Source organism: Methanoculleus horonobensis (assembly GCF_001602375.1).
In the GTDB taxonomy this organism is placed as follows: domain Archaea; phylum Halobacteriota; class Methanomicrobia; order Methanomicrobiales; family Methanoculleaceae; genus Methanoculleus; species Methanoculleus horonobensis.
The window spans coordinates 62,325-78,979 of record NZ_BCNY01000011.1; the positions used below are offsets into that span (position 1 = coordinate 62,325).

Annotated in this window: 13 protein-coding genes; 8 read left to right on the forward strand and 5 right to left on the reverse strand. The window is 62.1% G+C overall.

Annotation, left to right across the window (positions count from 1 at the left end):
* Positions 1-333 precede the first annotated feature (333 nt).
* The gene (locus tag MCUHO_RS02430) at positions 334-2,700 is read left to right on the forward strand and encodes a sensor histidine kinase (protein ID WP_067072983.1); all 2,367 of its coding nucleotides are present in this window, start codon (positions 334-336) and stop codon (positions 2,698-2,700) included.
* A gap of 96 nt (positions 2,701-2,796) precedes the next feature.
* On the opposite strand, the gene MCUHO_RS02435 is transcribed toward MCUHO_RS02430, so the two are convergent.
* A complete protein-coding gene (locus MCUHO_RS02435; RefSeq protein WP_067073205.1) occupies positions 2,797-4,041 on the reverse strand; it encodes a hypothetical protein in 1,245 nt (414 codons plus the stop codon).
* A 405-nt stretch (positions 4,042-4,446) separates the two neighbouring features.
* Here MCUHO_RS02435 and MCUHO_RS02440 point away from each other — a divergent pair, with 405 nt between their 5' ends.
* Positions 4,447-4,920, forward strand: a complete 474-nt coding sequence (locus tag MCUHO_RS02440; protein WP_067073207.1) for an Hsp20/alpha crystallin family protein — start codon at positions 4,447-4,449, stop codon at positions 4,918-4,920.
* A gap of 21 nt (positions 4,921-4,941) precedes the next feature.
* On the opposite strand, the gene MCUHO_RS02445 is transcribed toward MCUHO_RS02440, so the two are convergent.
* The 3 genes from MCUHO_RS02445 to MCUHO_RS02455 all read right to left on the reverse strand — a co-directional run bounded on the left by MCUHO_RS02445 (position 4,942) and on the right by MCUHO_RS02455 (position 8,491).
* Positions 4,942-6,270 (reverse strand): glycosyltransferase, encoded by a 1,329-nt coding sequence (locus tag MCUHO_RS02445; protein ID WP_067072985.1) that lies wholly within the window; start codon positions 6,268-6,270, stop codon positions 4,942-4,944.
* Positions 6,271-6,373: 103 nt separating this feature from the next.
* Positions 6,374-6,784, reverse strand: coding sequence for a response regulator (locus MCUHO_RS02450; protein WP_067073209.1), 411 nt, complete (start codon positions 6,782-6,784; stop codon positions 6,374-6,376).
* A gap of 18 nt (positions 6,785-6,802) precedes the next feature.
* Positions 6,803-8,491 carry a sensor histidine kinase gene (locus MCUHO_RS02455; RefSeq protein ID WP_235808134.1) on the reverse strand — a complete coding sequence of 563 codons (1,689 nt, stop codon included), beginning with the start codon at positions 8,489-8,491 and terminating at the stop codon, positions 6,803-6,805.
* Between the two features lie 324 nt (positions 8,492-8,815).
* Here MCUHO_RS02455 and MCUHO_RS02460 point away from each other — a divergent pair, with 324 nt between their 5' ends.
* Entirely contained in the window at positions 8,816-9,496 is a 681-nt protein-coding gene (locus MCUHO_RS02460) for a 2,5-diamino-6-(ribosylamino)-4(3H)-pyrimidinone 5'-phosphate reductase (protein WP_067072989.1), read from the forward strand.
* A 67-nt stretch (positions 9,497-9,563) separates the two neighbouring features.
* Here MCUHO_RS02460 and MCUHO_RS02465 read toward each other — a convergent pair whose 3' ends face one another.
* Complete coding sequence (locus tag MCUHO_RS02465; RefSeq protein ID WP_067072991.1) at positions 9,564-10,034, reverse strand: hypothetical protein; 471 nt, start codon at positions 10,032-10,034, stop codon at positions 9,564-9,566.
* Positions 10,035-10,286: 252 nt separating this feature from the next.
* Here MCUHO_RS02465 and MCUHO_RS02470 point away from each other — a divergent pair, with 252 nt between their 5' ends.
* The 5 genes from MCUHO_RS02470 to MCUHO_RS02490 all read left to right on the forward strand — a co-directional run bounded on the left by MCUHO_RS02470 (position 10,287) and on the right by MCUHO_RS02490 (position 16,642).
* Positions 10,287-11,876 carry an FMN-binding glutamate synthase family protein gene (locus MCUHO_RS02470; protein WP_067072993.1) on the forward strand — a complete coding sequence of 530 codons (1,590 nt, stop codon included), beginning with the start codon at positions 10,287-10,289 and terminating at the stop codon, positions 11,874-11,876.
* A gap of 184 nt (positions 11,877-12,060) precedes the next feature.
* Positions 12,061-13,194 (forward strand): NAD-dependent epimerase/dehydratase family protein, encoded by a 1,134-nt coding sequence (locus MCUHO_RS02475; RefSeq protein ID WP_067072995.1) that lies wholly within the window; start codon positions 12,061-12,063, stop codon positions 13,192-13,194.
* Between the two features lie 53 nt (positions 13,195-13,247).
* Positions 13,248-13,994 (forward strand): hypothetical protein, encoded by a 747-nt coding sequence (locus MCUHO_RS02480; protein WP_084385884.1) that lies wholly within the window; start codon positions 13,248-13,250, stop codon positions 13,992-13,994.
* 111 nt (positions 13,995-14,105) lie between these two features.
* Complete coding sequence (locus tag MCUHO_RS02485; RefSeq protein WP_067072997.1) at positions 14,106-15,764, forward strand: 2-oxoacid:acceptor oxidoreductase subunit alpha; 1,659 nt, start codon at positions 14,106-14,108, stop codon at positions 15,762-15,764.
* Positions 15,761-16,642 carry a thiamine pyrophosphate-dependent enzyme gene (locus MCUHO_RS02490; protein ID WP_067072999.1) on the forward strand — a complete coding sequence of 294 codons (882 nt, stop codon included), beginning with the start codon at positions 15,761-15,763 and terminating at the stop codon, positions 16,640-16,642. Before MCUHO_RS02485 ends, MCUHO_RS02490 begins: the two co-directional genes overlap by 4 nt.
* The last annotated feature ends 13 nt before the right edge of the window (positions 16,643-16,655 follow it).

The window sequence follows — 16,655 nt, forward strand, 5'->3', positions numbered from 1 at the left end:
TGCGGCGGCAGGGCGCACCGGCCCATGCGCCGCCCGGTCATCGGCCCCATACCGCGGGGCCCGGTAGCATCGAATCCTGGCATTTCTCTTCACCTCGTTTGTAACATATTACTCATATGCGCTAAATACTATAAATCTATCCCATCACCGTGTGTGCCCACACCAGAACCAGACCATAACATCTTCATGCACAACCGGCGATATCGGCCTGTACAGAACCGGCTCCTGCCGGATCATCGCATGCCAAAGTTTACTGCCGATTAAGTTCCACCCCGGATACGCAGAACGGTCGAACGTACCATGTCTTCCACACCCGTATCCAGTGAGCGGCTCATGCCACATGCCCCCATCGACGAACTCGAGGACGGCGTGCTCCTGCTCGACGCCGAGAGAAGAGTGATACGGGTCAACCGGGCCTTTCAAAGCCTTCTATCGCTGCCGGACACCAGGGACCTCACCGGGGCGGACGGAATGGCGCTCGTCCGCACCCATCTCGCACCGCTCATCGACGATGCCGGAACGGCCGGGCGGCTGCTCGCGGCGCTCCGGGACAGGGAACCGCTCTCCGGGCTGGAATGCCGGATCGCTCCCGACCGATGGATGGCGTGCTCGGTCAGGGTTCCAGGCGACGGCGCGGTACTCCTCCTCGTCAGCGACATCGCCGCAAGGAAGGAGAGCGAGGAGAAGGGCCACCGTCTCGGGCAGGAGCACAGGTACTACCGGGAGACCTTCGACCTCGCCCCCGACGGCTACTTCGTCTGCGACCCGGAGGGAACGATCCTCGACGTGAACCTGGCGGGAGCCGTCCTCCTCGCGAGAGACCGCCGGAACCTGATCGGGACGCTCAGCACCGATTACATCGCCCCCGAGGACGGGAAGGCCTGCCGTGACCTCGTCGCACAGTTCGAGGCCGGAGCCCCGGGCCCCCTGCGGGGGATCGAGGTCACGATACAGCCGGCGACCGGAGCGCCCGTCCCCGTCTCCCTCTCCGCCACGGCCGTCCGGGACGGCCGCGGCAGCCTCACGGAGATCCTGTGGCTCGCCCGGGACATCACCCGGAGGAAAAGGACGGATGCGGAACGGGAGCGGCTGCTCGCTGAGAACCAGTCGCTCGCGGCCGACCTCGCGGCAGAACGCGACATCCTCCGGACGGTCATGGAGTACACCGACGTCCACCTCGCGTACCTCGATCCCCACTTCCGGTTCGTCCGCGTGAACACCGCCTACGCAGAAGGTTCGGGCTACAAAAAAGAGGAACTTCTCGGCCGCAACCATTTCGACCTCTTCCCGAACCCGGAAAACCAGGCGGTCTTTGAGCGGGTGCGGGATACCGGCGAGCCGTTTAGGATATACGCAAAACCGTTCACCTACGAGAACCAGCCGGAACGAGGGACAACCTACTGGGACTGGAGCCTCGTGCCGGTGAAGGACGCACGGGGAGGCGTCCAGGGGCTGGTCTTCTCGCTTGCCGACGTCACGGAGCGGGTACGCGCCGGGGAAGAGATCCTTATCAGGAACAAGAGGCTCGCCGTCTTAAACGCGGTCATCACCGCGTCGGCATCCGCATTCACCCTGGACGAACTCCTCGACAATACGCTTGACGCCGTCCTCGACAACCTCGGATTCGATCTCGGGTCGATCTACATGCTGGAGGAGGGAGAGCGGATGCACGCCATCATCCGGTGCCACCGGGGAGTCTCCGAGTTCGCCCTGATGCATAACGGGAGACTCAACGTCCGGCACTGGCCCTACAACCGGGTCTTCGTCGCGGGGCAGCCGTGGTTCGTCGAGGGAGGGGAAGATGCGTCCGGCCGGAACCTGGACGTCCTCGCGGACTTCGGCGCCGCCTCCCTGGCCTTCATTCCACTCACCGCCGAATCCTCCGTCATCGGGGCGCTCGTGCTCGGGAGCACCGCCGCCCGGGAGATACCGGAGGAGACGCGGCTGATCCTCGAGGCGGTCGGCCGTGAGGTCGGGAGCGGGGTTCTGCGGGGGATGCTCTACTCACGGCTCGAGGAGGCGAACCGGGAGGCGAACCTCTACCTCGACATCCTCACCCACGACATCAAAAACGCCGACAACGTCACGAACATCTACGCCGAACTGCTCGACGAAGCACTCTCCGGGAAGGAGCGGGAATACCTGAAGAGACTCCGCGCCGGTATCAGAAAGAGCATCGATATCACGGCAAACGTCACCACGATCCGCAAGATCCGCGAGAGCCGGGCGGCGCTCCACCCGGTCGACCTGGACGGGGTGATCCGCGAGGAGATCGCTCACCATCCAGACGCTCGCATCACCTACGAGGGGCTGCGGGTGATAGTCCTCGCAGACGACCTCCTCCCCGAGATCTTCACGAACCTCATCGGCAACGCCGAGAAGCATGGCGGGCCGGGCGTCGAGATAGAGATCGTCGTCGAAGACGCTGAAGATGGCGGGCTCGTCCTCGTCACCGTCGCCGACACCGGCCCGGGGGTTCCGGACGAGGCGAAGGAAGTTATCTTTTCCCGGTTCGAGCAGGGGAAGGCCCGGGAGAGCGGCCAGGGCCTCGGCCTCTCGATCTGCCGGATGCTTGTTGTCCGCTACGGCGGCAGAATCTGGGTCGAAGACCGGGTGCCGGGGCATCCCGGGTGTGGGGCGGCATTCCGGCTCACGCTCAGGGAGGCTGAGGGCGGCGAATCCGGGGAAGAGACAGAGTAGACCGTTCTCGTGTGCGCCCCTCTACGGTCTCCTGCTTGTCAGGTGAGCCCGCGAGCGAAGAATTCCGGCACCCCATCTCACGCACGAAAAAGAGTATTACCGGGCCGGCACCGCTGCCATACCCTTCTCAACCCGGCGGGCCACTTCCTGCTTGACCTGCCTGATATTCGCCGCCTGGTCGCGCTCGGCAAGGGTCGGGCCCGCCTTGGAGACGACCTCCTCGCTCGGGACGCCCTTTGCGTTCATGACGCGCAGGTAGCCGAAACTCGCCCAGCTGTCCGGGAGGTCGCGCAACCGCACATACTCCATGTTGTTCGGCGCGAGATCGAGCTGGGCGTCGATGACGCTGTTGACGTAGTCCTTGTTCTCCTCGAAGACGACCAGGGGCTCGATGACGTCGGCCTTCACGAGGTCCTGGATATCGCGGCCCTCATACTGCTTGATGAGCCGTGCGCACTCGTTGAAGTGCGTGACCTCCATCTTCATGAACTTCTCCCAGATCCCCTTGATCCTCGGGTCGCTCTCGGTCTGTGCGCACGAGTAGTAGAGGTAGGCCTCGTTGAGCTCAATCATCGCCATCTTCTCGAGCATCGTCTCGTTCGGGTCGCCGAGCAGCCCGTACTGGGTGACGTGCTGCTCCTCGATCTCCGCGATCTCGGCATACAGTTGCCGTGCAATCTCATCGGGATACATGAACCCGTGCGCCCGGTAGTAGAGCATCGTCTGCTGCTCTCCGGCGGTGATCGTGATGTAGTTCATCTTCGTCTTGATGTCGGCCGTCTCCTTGTCGTAGTGCTTGCGCATCGAGTCGAAGGGGTGGCGGTGCTCGATGCTCGTCGGCCTGCCGGGTTTCACCTCGGTCTTGCCCTGGACGATCGAGTCGGGGTCGCCGCCCTCGATGTAGTCGTAGAGGCAGCTGTATCGGTAGAGGTGATCGAAGTCCTCGAGCAGGGCAAAGTCCAGCGTCTGCTTCACGTAAGGATCCGGCTCGTTCTGCGCCAGGTTCGCGGTGAGGTCGACCGCCACCTGCTCGTAGCCGAGGGTAGTCTCGACGACCGACTGGTCCGCCGGGTTGAGCCAGTTGATCGTCTCCTGCTGCTGGGAGTCGATCCGCCGCATCAGGGCCATCGCCTTCTTCACCTCGGGATCGGGATGCATCCGCTCGATCGCGTGCGACATCAGGACAGCGTTGTTCTCGATCCCGTTCATGAGGATGATCCGGGTCCGGGTGTAGGCGTCGACCGCCTTTTTGTCATACGGGGCCGGAACCATATCCTTCCAGTTCATGGGCTGCTCTTCGATAGGCATCCCTTCCATCTCGAATGGTCTGAATTGCGCCATCTCATCTTCCTCCATAACCCCCGCATATCCATCGGCACGGGCATCTCCGGCATAACGGCGGCACGGGCGGTGAACCCTGCGGTTCCCCCGCACCCCGGAAGACCGGGGGTTGCTCCCCATGCCGGTCACGCCACAAAAACCTAACGGCCGGGACAAGCAGGCAGAAAAAACGCTCTCCGAGAGCGTATCGACAGCCGCCCAACGACGTCCAGGGGATTATCCGGCGCGGCACCGCCGCGGGCCGCCGGGAAGACCGCAACGTATACATCACCGGAGGCCCGGCTGCGGGAGGAGACCACCCGATGCAGGTTACCCGGGTAAAATTGTTATGCATGCAGGCTCATGTGGGGGCGGCGGATGGTGACCGGCCACCCGACGGCAACCAGACCGCAGGAGGCAAGGATCATGACAGGGAGAGAAGACGACCCCTCCGGCCCCGGGCGGCGGCAGGATAGGGATCAGAGAGCGGACAACCCGGAGGCCGGGGAGAAAGGCGGGTTGCCGCCGGTCTCGCGCGGCGGCAGTCGCGACTTCCCCGGCCTCACCGCAGACTTCCGGATCGACATCCTCGATCACGACGACGAGGTGATCGTCGTTGCGGAACTGCCCGGCGCGGACAAAGACGAGATCCGGATCAACCTGCCAAACCCCCAGACCCTGCGAATAACGGCGAGGCGCACCGGGCCGGCCGAGGAGGAGCCGGGGACTTACTACATCCACGAACGCGGAGACGAGATCCTGACCCGGATGGTACGCCTGCCCGCGAGCGTGATAGAAGATGGCGCCGGGGCCGGATTCAAGAACGGCGTCCTCGAAGTACGCCTGAAGAAGATGAGGACACGGTCCGGAACCAACGGCAAAAAGATCCCCATCGAGTGACGGGGACGGAGGGGGCAGGCATCAGTGCCGGGCCGCGCACCCGGCCATCCGGGTCGTCACCACCTGCGGGTGGTAGCAGATGACGCTGTCCCGGGCGGTGATCCTGCCGTTCTTCACCTGGTCGATGGCAGTGAGGTGATCCTGCACGCCCCGGGTGAGGAGATAGTACTCCCGCACGAACTCCTTCCCTCGTGCGCCCATCTCGTGGGCCAGCTCCGGGTTCCGGAGGAGATGGAGGATCCGGTCGGCGGTCTCCTGGATCGTCGAGACCAGGTAGCCGTTCCAGCCGTCGCGGATCTGGAGCGGTATGCCGCCGACACTCCCGGCGACGACCGGCTTCTCCTTCCAGAGCCCTTCGGTCACCGTCAGCCCGAACCCCTCCTTGATGGACTTCTGCACGATCACGTCGGACGCCCGCTGGAGCGCGTTGATCTCGCGATGGCTGTCCGGCGGGAGGTCGAGGATATGGATATCGGGATCGTCCTCGGCTGTCTCGCGGACTTCACGCAGGACGATGAAACACTCCGGGTCGTCGCACGCCCGCCCGCCGACGAGGACGAGCTGGCAGGGCATCTTCCGGCGGACGTTCTTGAACGCCTGGATGACGCCGACCGGGTCTTTGAAGGCATCGTACCGGGATACCTGGGTGACGATCGGCTTCTCCGGGTCGATACCGTACTTCGCGAGGGTTGCATCGATCTCGGACGGGGCGAGATCGCGGTTCTTCTCGGATAAAGGATCGATGAACGGCGGAATGATGAAACTCGGCACGTTCCAGAGAGGAAGATACTGGAAACTGGAGAATATGCCGGCGTGATACTTCTCGACCAGCCTTCGCAGGATGTTGCCGATCTCCCCGACGGTCGTGGTAGGTACCGTCTCCAGCTGGACGTGGCACCGCCAGAGCAGCCTCTTTCGCTCGCGTTCCCGGTTCGTCAGGAACTCGACGAGGCCGAGCGGCTGAGGGTCGTGGATGGTCACGACGTCGGAATCGTCCTCTATCAACCCTTCGTTCTGCCGCTGGGCCTCCCAGTAGGTCTCGACCATTGCCGGCGAGAACCCGCCCCCCCGACCCTGGAGGAAGTTATGGAGCGTCTTTGTCACGTCGAAAAATGCCGGGTCGGCTTCCATGACGCTCCAGGTCGTCTCGAGGCCGAGCGCGTTGAGGAACGGAACGTAGGAGATCAGGATCTCCGAGACGCCGCCCCCGTAGCGGGTCGAGTTGATCTCCTGGATCTTGACACCGGAGAGACGCCCGGCAAGTTCCTCGATCACCGAAAACTGCTTTGTGCCCGCGATTCGCTGATATTCCCTGAGGGAAGGATACCCGGGGAGATCTGTAACGATCATAAGAGGAACACTACCCGGCAATACACACCCAACCGATAAAATGCCTTTCGGTGGGAGAGAGACAGCCCCGGGAGACTGCCGCGGGCATGCGTGCTAAACAGGGTCACTCACTTTTGATCTCGAGAGTGCGGCGGGTCTCGGGGTCCGTGCGAGAAGAGGCGTCCCGGGGAAGGGCCCTCTCCAGGGCGGCCTTCAACTCGGCAAGAGAGATGGGCTTTTCCAGGACACCGACGATATCGTTCGCGTATCTCGAATACTCTTCCGGCCAGACATGTTTTGCGGTGAAGAGCAAGACCGGGATATCCCTGTACTCGTCATTCCGTTTCAGTTCTTCCAGGAACTGCCATCCGTCTATAGGAGACATCATCACGTCGAGAATGATGAGTGCGGGTTTCTCCTTCTTGATTGCCCGCAGCGCATCCCATCCGTTATGAACAAGGAGCGGTTCGCGGTTGATCTTCTTGAGCAGCAGCTCCATTACTTCCAGCGTCGGCAGGTCGTCGTCGACGACCATGATCTTGTTTCCCAAAGTTCATACCTCCCTTGGTATCCTGATGGTGAAGGTGCTCCCTTCGCCCACCTTACTCGTCACCGTTATATCCCCGCCATGCAACTGGACATACTTGTTCGCGATCGAGAGCCCAAGGCCGGCGCTGCCGCCTTTGCAGGCCTGCTCGGCGTCTCCTATGTAGAACGGCTCAAAGATCGATTTGATAACATCTTCGGGGATACCGATGCCATTATCACACACCATAATATAATGGTTTTCATTTGATCTCGTATACCGGATCCATACTTTCTCTGGCGGTTCATTATACTTAACGGCATTCGATACCAGTCCCGCAACCACCATCGAAAGCCGATCGGGGTCTCCCATAATACGGACGTTATCAGGGATTTCATTACAAATCCGGGCACTTTGTTCGTATTCGCCGTCCGATACGACAGCATCGACCAGTTCGTGGAGCGGCACCTCCTGAACGGTCAGATCGACGTAGTCCATCGTGAGCAGACTGAGCTCGACCGCCCTCTCCACCACCGCCATCTCCTTGTCGGCGCACGCAAGGCAGGTCTTGAGGATCTTCTCCGTATCCTTCGTGAGGCCGTAATAATCGGGATCTTCGACGAGCATCCGGAGATAGCCGACGAGCGGCTGCAGCGGGGTGCGTAACTCATGGGCGAGCTTGGTGACGAGCCCTTTCCACTGTTCGACCTCCCAGGAGAGCTGCCTGCACGCAAGGCTCTGCCGCCGCACCTCGGTGGTATCCCGTGCCGACCCCACGACGCCGGTGAACGCACCGTCCACTCCGTTATACGGGGCGATCGCAACGGAGAAGTTGTGCCGGGCGCCTCCGATCTCCAGATCGAGGTCATAACAGGCGCCCTTCTGTTCTTCGATCACCTTCCGGATCTCTTCCATGTTCTGCGCGGCAAGGTCGCCAGGCAGGAGAGTGTCCACACACTTCCCGACGATCTCTTCGGGAGAGATCCCGTACTCGAGCGCACGAACCCAGGAGAAGTGCAGGATGCAGCCCGCGGCATCCTGAATGAAGAAGATATCGTTTGTCTGCCGGATGAGATCCATCAGCCGCCCATTCGACCGGATGAGCGCGTCGTTCTGGGTGAGGAGCCTTCCGGTGTCGACGACCGTGCATTCGAAGAGGTTCTCGATGGAAAGCACCCTGCAGGAGAGAAGAACTCTCCTCGCATCGCCGTTCTGCGCGTAAAATGTCATCTCCGCATTTCCGACGTAGCCTTCCCGCTCCATCTCCGCGATGAACCATGCCTTGCCGGCCTCGTCCGCCCAGAACGCCTCTGCCGGGATGCCGACGAGTTCCCGGGGCGCGTAACCGAGCATATCGGCACACTTTCTGCTGGCACAGACAACGCGGAGGGTCTCGGGATCGCAGAGGAACCTTGCATTTCGGGTATCCTCGATGATCCGCCTGCACCGGGAGGCAGCCAGATGAGATTCCTGAGAAAAGAGCGTCGCGGCCCCGAAGACCCAGAGGAAGATCATCGTGTGCAGCCCCGTCATCACAGGGTCGACGGCGAAGCCGAGCGTCGATAGGTACACCCGGATGATTACAAACCCGGCAACAAGGAACGCTGTCGCCTTGAATGCCTGCCTCGGAAACCAGAGAGCAGCAAAGAGTATCGGGATGCAGAATGTCAGGGGACAGAAGAGCTGGGCGTTCATCGGTGTAGCCGCCGTGAGCATGAGCGACACCGCCGATAACGAAACCACCACGATCATTCTGACGATATCCGTCCCGGTAAAAAGATCCTGTTGAAAACCGCTCAAGAGGCTCCGGTTCAAGGCCATAGGTAATACAGTGGTTATTTAAGGAGATGTATATAAGCGATTCGGAATCGATTGGCCGATAAAAAGTAATGTTTCAGGGAAACAAGTGCATTTCTTTGAATTTTCAGAACATATCTCGAATATTCTTCAATTCATGAGAGGGCGGCGGCAGGAGGTTCTGCCGGCGCAGTATTGCAAGAAAAGGGAGCATATATGAAGAACGGCGTGTAACCCTAATTTATGCGCCCGTTTGTCTTCGGTAACATCGCCATGAGCGCTGACGGGAAGATCTCAACGAGAGAGCGGCGGCAGGTGAGGATCTCGGGTAACGAGGATTACCTGCGGGTCGATCGGATCAAAGCGGAGAGTGACGCCATCATGGTCGGCATCGGCACGGTGCTCGCCGATGACCCTTCGCTCACTGTGAAATCCCCGGAACTCCGGGAGCGCCGGAAGGCAGCCGGAAAGGATGAGAACCCCATCCGCATCGTAGTGGACGGCAGAGGAAGGACGCCTCTGGATGCGGACATTCTCCACAAGGGAAGCGGAAAGCGTATCGTCGCGGTTTCAAAAAAAGCGCCCACAAACGCTGTGGAGGCTCTCCGGCAGCATGCCGCCGTCATCGTCGGCGGCGAAGAGACCGTCGACCTCCGCGGCCTGCTCGAGGAACTGCACCGGCAGGGTGTCCGGCGCCTGATGGTCGAAGGAGGAGGGACGCTGATCTGGACACTCTTCGAGCAGGGGCTCGTCGATGAATTCCAGACGTTCGTCGGCAACGTCGTCATCGGCGGAAAGGATGCCCCCACACCCGCTGACGGCGCCGGTTTTCTCCACGAGGAAGACTTTCCCCGGCTGCAGATCATCGAGGCCGTCCGGCTCGACGACGGCCTGCTCATACGGTGGGAAGTGAAGAGAGCGTAAGGCGGGAAAAACTCGTTCGATAACTTTTTCAAAAAAGACTGGTCGATCGAAAAAAAGGTTGTTCGGATCAGGGTACTTCCACGATCTGGTCTTTGACCTTGAAAGTGCCTCCGGTGACGAAGGATACCGTTATCTCAACCCGGTTCTCTCCCTTCGCATGCTGGATGACGATATCGTCGCCGCGGATGGGCTGCAGGGTGTCGGTGATGACTTCCCCGGTCGATTTGGTCACGCGCACGTCGATCTTCGTCACGAAGTCCTGGCCCTTCCCGCCGCTGAATGCGATGTACAGGTCGTTCGTTACCCGTGAGGGGTATCCGCCCGTAAGCTGGAAGTCAACCTCCTTTCCCGGCGGCGCCGTCTGCGTCGGGCCGGGCGTAAGCGAGGCCGGCGCCGTCGTGGCCGCGGGGGTCTCCGCGATCGTCGTCGTCACCCTCGGGGTTGTGGGGTCGGCAGGCTCGCCTGTGCCGGTGCAGGCGGCAGAGAGCGAAAATGCAAGCAGGAGCACAATCAGAGCTGATAGCAACCTGAAGTTCATAAAGCAATCATGCTCATCAATGTATTTTACTTTTTCGTCACGCTCCCGGCACGCCGTGGATACAAGGAGATAAATAGCCCAGGGTGCCTGCCGGTCAGGCAGCGCGACCCGGGGGATTCCACCGGGTCGGAAGTGAAACCGAAGTTACGACGACGGGATTTCGACGCGGTTCTGGAAGAGCCGGTCAACCGGTACGAAACATTTATATGTGCAGGAAGGAACCTTCTATCCACATTTGTGAAGGTGCAACTGATGAATCTGCGAAGACCAAACGCTAACGATGCAACGGGTACGGCCAACCGCTCCCGTGATGTCGTTCCGATGTCCGGCATCTGCAGCCGGTGCGTCGACGGGTGCAAAGGATCCTGCGAGATCTGGCTCTCCTCGTTCCGGGGCAGAGAAGTGCTCTACCCCGGCCCGTTCGGCGAGATCACGGCCGGCGCGGATAAAGACTACCCGATCGACTACTCACACCTGAACATCCAGGGCTACGCCCGGGGCGCAAAAGGGCTGCCGGAAGGCGTCGATGCCAATCCCGACACCGCCGTCTTTCAGGACGTCGATACCCGGACGGAATACGGCTGGGAGATCAAAGTGCCGATGCGGGTTCCGATCTTCACCGGGGCACTCGGGTCGACCGAGATTGCCCGGGCGAACTGGGAGCACTTCGCCATCGGAGCGGCAATATCCGGCATTACACTCGTCTGCGGAGAGAACGTCTGCGGCGTCGACCCGGAACTGGCGCTCGATCACGACGGCAAGGTCGCCCGATCGCCCGAGATGGATCGCCGGATCGAGTCCTACAGGGAGTTCAAAGACCGCTACGGCGAGCTCCTGGTGCAGCTGAACGTGGAGGACACAAGGCTCGGAACCGCCGAGTACGTCTCCTCGAAGCACAACCTGGAGACGATCGAACTGAAGTGGGGCCAGGGGGCAAAGTGCATCGGCGGCGAGATCAAGGTCGGCAACCTCGACCGGGCGAACCAGCTCAAGGATCGCGGATACATCGTCCTCCCCGACCCGGGGATTCACGAGGTGCAGGCGGCCTTCAACGACGGCGCCATAAAAGAGTTCGAGCGGCACTCCCGCCTCGGCTTCGTCACCCGGGAAGACTTCCTCGATGAGGTCGACCGGCTCCGCGAGATCGGGTTCAAGCGCGTCACCCTCAAGACCGGCGCCTACTCGGCCGTCGAACTCGCGATGGCAATCCGCTACGGGGCCGAAGCGAAGATCGATCTCCTCACCATCGACGGCGCTCCCGGCGGTACGGGGATGAGCCCCTGGCCGATGATGAACGAGTGGGGCATTCCGACATTCTACATCGAGTCGCTTGCCTACCAGTTCGCCGAGAGGCTCCGGGAGCGGGGCATCCGGGTCCCGGACATCGCCATCGCCGGCGGGTTCGCGGACGAGGCCAACGTCTTCAAGGGGATTGCCATGGGGAGTCCTTACGTCAAGGCGGTCTGTATGGGCCGCGCTCTGATGATCCCCGGCATGGTCGGGAAGAACATCGCAAAGTGGCTTGAGACCGGGGAGATCCCGAAGACCGTCTCGAAGTACGGCAGCAGCGCCGAGGAGATCTTCGTCTGCTACGAAGAGCTCAAGGAGAGATTCCCCGGCCGGATAGGAGAGATCCCGCTCGGAGCAATCGGGATCTACACCTACGTCCAGAAGTTCAGAACCGGGCTCCAGCAGATCATGGCCGGAAGTCGGAACTTCAGCCTCAAGACGGTCGGCCGGAACGACCTGATGGCCCTGACCGAGGAGGCGGAAGCGGTCTCCGGCATCCCGTACGTGATGCGGGCTTACCGCGACGCTGCCGAGGCGATCCTCGACTCGTAAGACGGAGCGTATCGATTGACGAACAACCTTCCCCGCTGGCCGCACACCATGTCCCTGACGTTGGACCGGGGGAGGTTAAACAACCTCGGGGGATACAAATACCCCGAATAACCATTTTTTATTAATATTTTGTGTTCGCGATAATATTTAATGCAAAGAGTGCATCAGGAATGCCTGATACACCATGCATACGGATACCAGTCAGACCGTTCTCATCACCGGGGGAGCGGGATTCATCGGGTCGCACCTCGCGACTGAACTGCTGCAGCACGGTTACCAGGTCCGTATCCTCGACAACCTGATGCCGCAGGTGCACGGGGCGGAGCGGCGCCTGCCCGAGCACCTCGACCGGCGAGCGAAGGTTCTCGTCGGGGATATCCGCGATTCGCACCAGTTCAAGGAGGCTCTCGACGGAGCCGACGCCGTCATTCACCTTGCGGCGGTCGTCGGAGACCGGTCGAGCATGTACCAGATCGAGAAGTACATGAGCGTCAACACCGCCGGAACCGCCACTCTCCTCGAGGCGCTGCTCGACCATCCGGTCAAGCGGCTCATCGTCGCCTCGAGCAGCGCCGTCTACGGGGAGGGGCTCTACTGCTCATACAACGGCACCGTCTACCCGAAGATCCGCCGTTCCCCGGGAGAGACGGCACGGGGCGGGTGGGAACCGCGGAGCCCGGACGGGGAGGTGATCTACCCCCTCCCGACCCCGGAGACGAAGGAGACGTCGCCGCTCTCGGTCTACGCCATCTCAAAGCACGACCAGGAAGAGATGTGCCGGCTGATCGGGGAGTCCTACGGAATTCCGACGACCATTCTCCGGCTTTTTCCCGTTTACGGGCCTCACCAGGGGTATGCAAACCCGTACTCCGGCGTGCTGACCGAGTACGCGTCCCGCCTGCTCCAGGGCTTTCCCATACGCCTCTTCGAGGACGGCTACCAGCAGCGCGACTTCGTGAGCGTCTACGACGCGGCACGCGCCTTCCGCCTGGCCCTCGAGTCTCCCCGTGCCGCCGGCGGGACGTTCAACATCGCAAGCGGCCGCCCCTGTACATTTAGAACAGCCGCCGACCTTCTTGCAACGATGACCGGGCGGCAGGATCTCTCCCCGGAGATCATGCGGATCAGCCGGATCGGAGATATCCGCCACTGCTTTGCAGACATCAGCCGTGCACGGGAGGTTCTCGGCTACGAGCCGGAGGTTCCCCTCGAGGCCGGCCTGCTCGACCTGGTCGCCTGGGTCGAGGCCGGGATCGCAGAGCGGCGGAAGGTTCCTGCAACCATCAAGACACCGGGATCCTCGCGCCTGCGGGTCTGAGGGGGACCCGGTACCCAACCTTTATTTCCCCGCCGGAGGTACGTGATGATATCATGCGCATCAGCCTCCGGACCTGGGAAGTAAGGCTCGGGATCATCCTCGTCGCTTCATCGGTCGTCATCTACGGCGTGAAACACCTCCTGCTCGGCGACGCCGAGAACACCTACCAGTATATCTTCAACGCTCTCGGATTCCTTCCGATAAACGTCCTCCTGGTGACCCTCATCTTAAACCAGCTCCTGAGCGTCCGGGCAAAGCGCGACCGGTTGGACAAACTGAACATGGTCATCGGCACCTTCTTCTCGGAGGTCGGCACCGAGCTCCTCACCATCCTCTCGGACCGCGACCCGAACCTCCCGGAGATCCGGCACGACCTCGTCGTGACGAACGCCTGGACGCCGGAGAAGTTCTCCGGGGTGCGCAGCCGTCTCCGGCACCACACCTGCCGGGTCACCGTCGGTGCCGCCGACCTGCAGGACCTCTGCCGGTACCTCAAAGAGCAGCGGGGGTTCCTCCTCCGCCTGCTCGAGAACCCCGTCCTCATGGAGCACGAGTCGTTCACCGACCTTTTGCGGGCGGTCTTTCACCTGACCGAAGAACTCGAACGGCGGGGCGACTTCGCCGGGCTCCCGGCAAGCGACGTCGAGCACCTCGCGGGGGACGTCGAGCGGGTCTACGGCCGGCTCATCGGAGAATGGCTCGCCTACATGGAGTACCTCCAGAGGAACTATCCGTACCTCTTCTCGCTTGCGATGCGGAGCAATCCCTTCGATGAGACAGCGTCGCCGATAGTGCGATAAGAGACCGGAGGGGTTGCGGGAGATGCACCTGCCGTCGCCTCCCGCGAGACAGCGTCCTCCCCGGAGCACAACCTATATACCCGCAGGCGGGCTACGGCACGCCTGATCACCATGGCCGAATACTCCGTACTGATCGGCGGGAAGGCGGGGGAGGGGATCAACACGGCGGGCCTCTCCATCGCCGGTCTCTTCTCCCGCCTCGGCTACCGCACCTACATGTACTTCGATTATCCCTCGCTCATCCGGGGCGGGCACAACTTCGCGATCATCCGGGCCGCGGATAGAGCGATCGGGGCGCACCGCACCCCGGTCGACGTCCTCCTCGCCTTCGACCAGAACAGCATCGACAACCACCGCGAAAGCATTCACGACGGCACGACGGTCGTCCACGACGCATCAGCGGTGGTGCGGGGCGAGGGCTACGGCCTCCCGCTCGACGATATCGTCAAAGAGGAGAAAGCGCCCCCGATCACCAAAAACTCCGCGATGCTCGGGGCGCTTGCCCGGGTGGCGGGGATCGGGCGGGAGGTGCTCGAGGATGTCCTTCGCGGAAGCGTTCCGGCAAAGCACCTGGAGGCGAACCTCAGGGTCGCCGGCCGGGGCTACGACGCCGTGGAGGGCGTCTTCACCGTCGAGCCGGTCGATGCCCCGGCGCTTCCGGTTCTGACCGGCAACGAAGTCGCAGGACTCGGGCTCGTCCACGGCGGGCTGGAGTCCTACGTCGCCTACCCGATGACACCGACATCGAGCATCCTCCACTTCCTCGCGAACCGCGCCGAAGATCTCTCGATCGGGGTCATCCACCCCGAAAACGAGATCAGCGTCATCCTGATGGCACTCGGGCTCGGCTACGCCGGGAAGAAGACGGCGGTCGGCACCTCGGGCGGCGGGTTCTGCCTGATGACCGAGGGGCTCTCGCTTGCCGGGATGTCGGAGATTCCCGTGACGATCGTGATGGGGCAGCGGCCCGGCCCGAGCACCGGCATACCGACCTACACCGCACAGGGCGATCTCCATTTCGTCCTGAACGCAGGCCAGGGCGAGTTCCCCCGGCTCGTCGTCGCTCCGGGCGACCTCGAGGAGACCTACGTCTGGTCGGCGGCCGCCCTGATGCTCTCCTGGAAGTACCAGGTTCCCGCGATCGTCCTGACCGATAAGACACTTGGGGAAGGCGCTTACTCATTCGATCTCGGGGCGATCACCCCGCTTCCCGACCGCCAGCCGGTGCTCTGGGACGGTGCAGGCGAGTATCGCCGGTACGCCCGGACAGAGGACGGGGTATCGCCGCTCGCCTTCCCCGGAAGAGCGGGGGCAACCATCAAGGCAAGCAGTTACGCCCACGACGAGGTCGGGTTCACGACGGAAGAGCCGACCGAGACGAGGGAGGTGCAGGAGAAGATGCTCAGGAAGGAGGAGAGCCTGAAGGCGGAACTTGCCACCTACCCGACGGTGAAGACCTACGGCGCACGGGACGCCGGGACGACGATCGTCTGCTGGGGGTCGCAGAAGTGGGTCTGCATCGAGGCTGCCGAGCGGCTCGGAGCACGGGTCGTCCACCCGCTCGTCCTCTCGCCGTTCCCCACCCGCGCCTGGAAGGAGGCGATGATCGGGGCGGGGAAGGTTGCCTGCGTCGAGAACAACGCCACCGGACAGTTCGCCCGCCTCCTCCGCCAGCAGGGGTTCGATCCGGGTCGATCTGTCCTGAAGTACGACGGACGGCCGTTCGCGGTCGACGAACTGGAGGCACGGCTTACGGAGGTCTTCACATGACCCCCGATCGATCTTCGAGACCGGCCGGCGACCTCATCAGCCCTGCGGAGAACACCTGGTGCCCCGGCTGCGGCAACTTCTCGATAGAGCATATGATGAAGTCGGCCGTCGCCGAACTCTCGGAGGAGGAGGGGATACCCATTGAGAACTTCGTCCTCCTCGGCGGGATCGGGTGCCACGGGAAACTGGTCGATTACCTGAACGTCAACAGTTTCTACGGTATCCACGGCCGTTCGGTTCCGGCGGCGACCGGGATACGCCTCGGAAATCCGGATCTGAAGGTTATCTGCCATGTCGGGGACGGGGACATCTACGCCGAGGGACTTGATCATCTCATCTTTGCAGCAAAACGGAACAGCGACATCACGGTCGTCGTCCACGACAACCGGGTCTACGGGCTGACGACGGGGCAGTACACCCCGACATCGCCCGCCGGTTTTAAGGGCCGCTCGACCCCGGGCGGCATCACGGAGCACCCCTTAAACCCGCTCGAAGTCATGCTCGCCGCCGGGGCCACGCACATAGCACGGGGCTATACGAAGAAGATCCGGCACCTAAAAAACCTCTTCAAGGAGGCGATCATGCACCGGGGGTTCTCGTTCGTCGACGTGCTCCAGATCTGCGCGACCTACTTCAACCTGACCGACTACTACAACGAGCACGCCTACGAGATGAAGGTGGGCGAGGTGGATGCCGGGAGATTCGAGAGCGCTCTCGGAAAGATCCGGGAGTGGGATTACGACCGGGAGGCGCCGATCCCGCTCGGGACGTTCTACTCGGTCGAGAAGCCGATCTACGAGGAGAAGTTCCAGGCGCTCATGGCCGGCGGGCCGGAGAGGCGGCCGCTTGTCCGGAAGGTGATCGAGGAGTGGCGGTGAACGGAGGATAGCA

Excerpts from the sequence above, each read along its gene's own strand:
- MCUHO_RS02430 (WP_067072983.1), top strand. The coding sequence starts at position 334 with ATGCCACATGCCCCCATCGACGAACTCGAGGACGGCGTGCTCCTGCTC.
- MCUHO_RS02435 (WP_067073205.1), bottom strand. The coding sequence starts at position 4,041 with ATGGCGCAATTCAGACCATTCGAGATGGAAGGGATGCCTATCGAAGAG.
- MCUHO_RS02440 (WP_067073207.1), top strand. The coding sequence starts at position 4,447 with ATGACAGGGAGAGAAGACGACCCCTCCGGCCCCGGGCGGCGGCAGGAT.
- MCUHO_RS02445 (WP_067072985.1), bottom strand. The coding sequence starts at position 6,270 with ATGATCGTTACAGATCTCCCCGGGTATCCTTCCCTCAGGGAATATCAG.
- MCUHO_RS02450 (WP_067073209.1), bottom strand. The coding sequence starts at position 6,784 with ATGGTCGTCGACGACGACCTGCCGACGCTGGAAGTAATGGAGCTGCTG.
- MCUHO_RS02455 (WP_235808134.1), bottom strand. The coding sequence starts at position 8,491 with ATGCTCACGGCGGCTACACCGATGAACGCCCAGCTCTTCTGTCCCCTG.
- MCUHO_RS02460 (WP_067072989.1), top strand. The coding sequence starts at position 8,816 with ATGCGCCCGTTTGTCTTCGGTAACATCGCCATGAGCGCTGACGGGAAG.
- MCUHO_RS02465 (WP_067072991.1), bottom strand. The coding sequence starts at position 10,034 with ATGAACTTCAGGTTGCTATCAGCTCTGATTGTGCTCCTGCTTGCATTT.
- MCUHO_RS02470 (WP_067072993.1), top strand. The coding sequence starts at position 10,287 with ATGAATCTGCGAAGACCAAACGCTAACGATGCAACGGGTACGGCCAAC.
- MCUHO_RS02475 (WP_067072995.1), top strand. The coding sequence starts at position 12,061 with ATGCATACGGATACCAGTCAGACCGTTCTCATCACCGGGGGAGCGGGA.
- MCUHO_RS02480 (WP_084385884.1), top strand. The coding sequence starts at position 13,248 with ATGCGCATCAGCCTCCGGACCTGGGAAGTAAGGCTCGGGATCATCCTC.
- MCUHO_RS02485 (WP_067072997.1), top strand. The coding sequence starts at position 14,106 with ATGGCCGAATACTCCGTACTGATCGGCGGGAAGGCGGGGGAGGGGATC.
- MCUHO_RS02490 (WP_067072999.1), top strand. The coding sequence starts at position 15,761 with ATGACCCCCGATCGATCTTCGAGACCGGCCGGCGACCTCATCAGCCCT.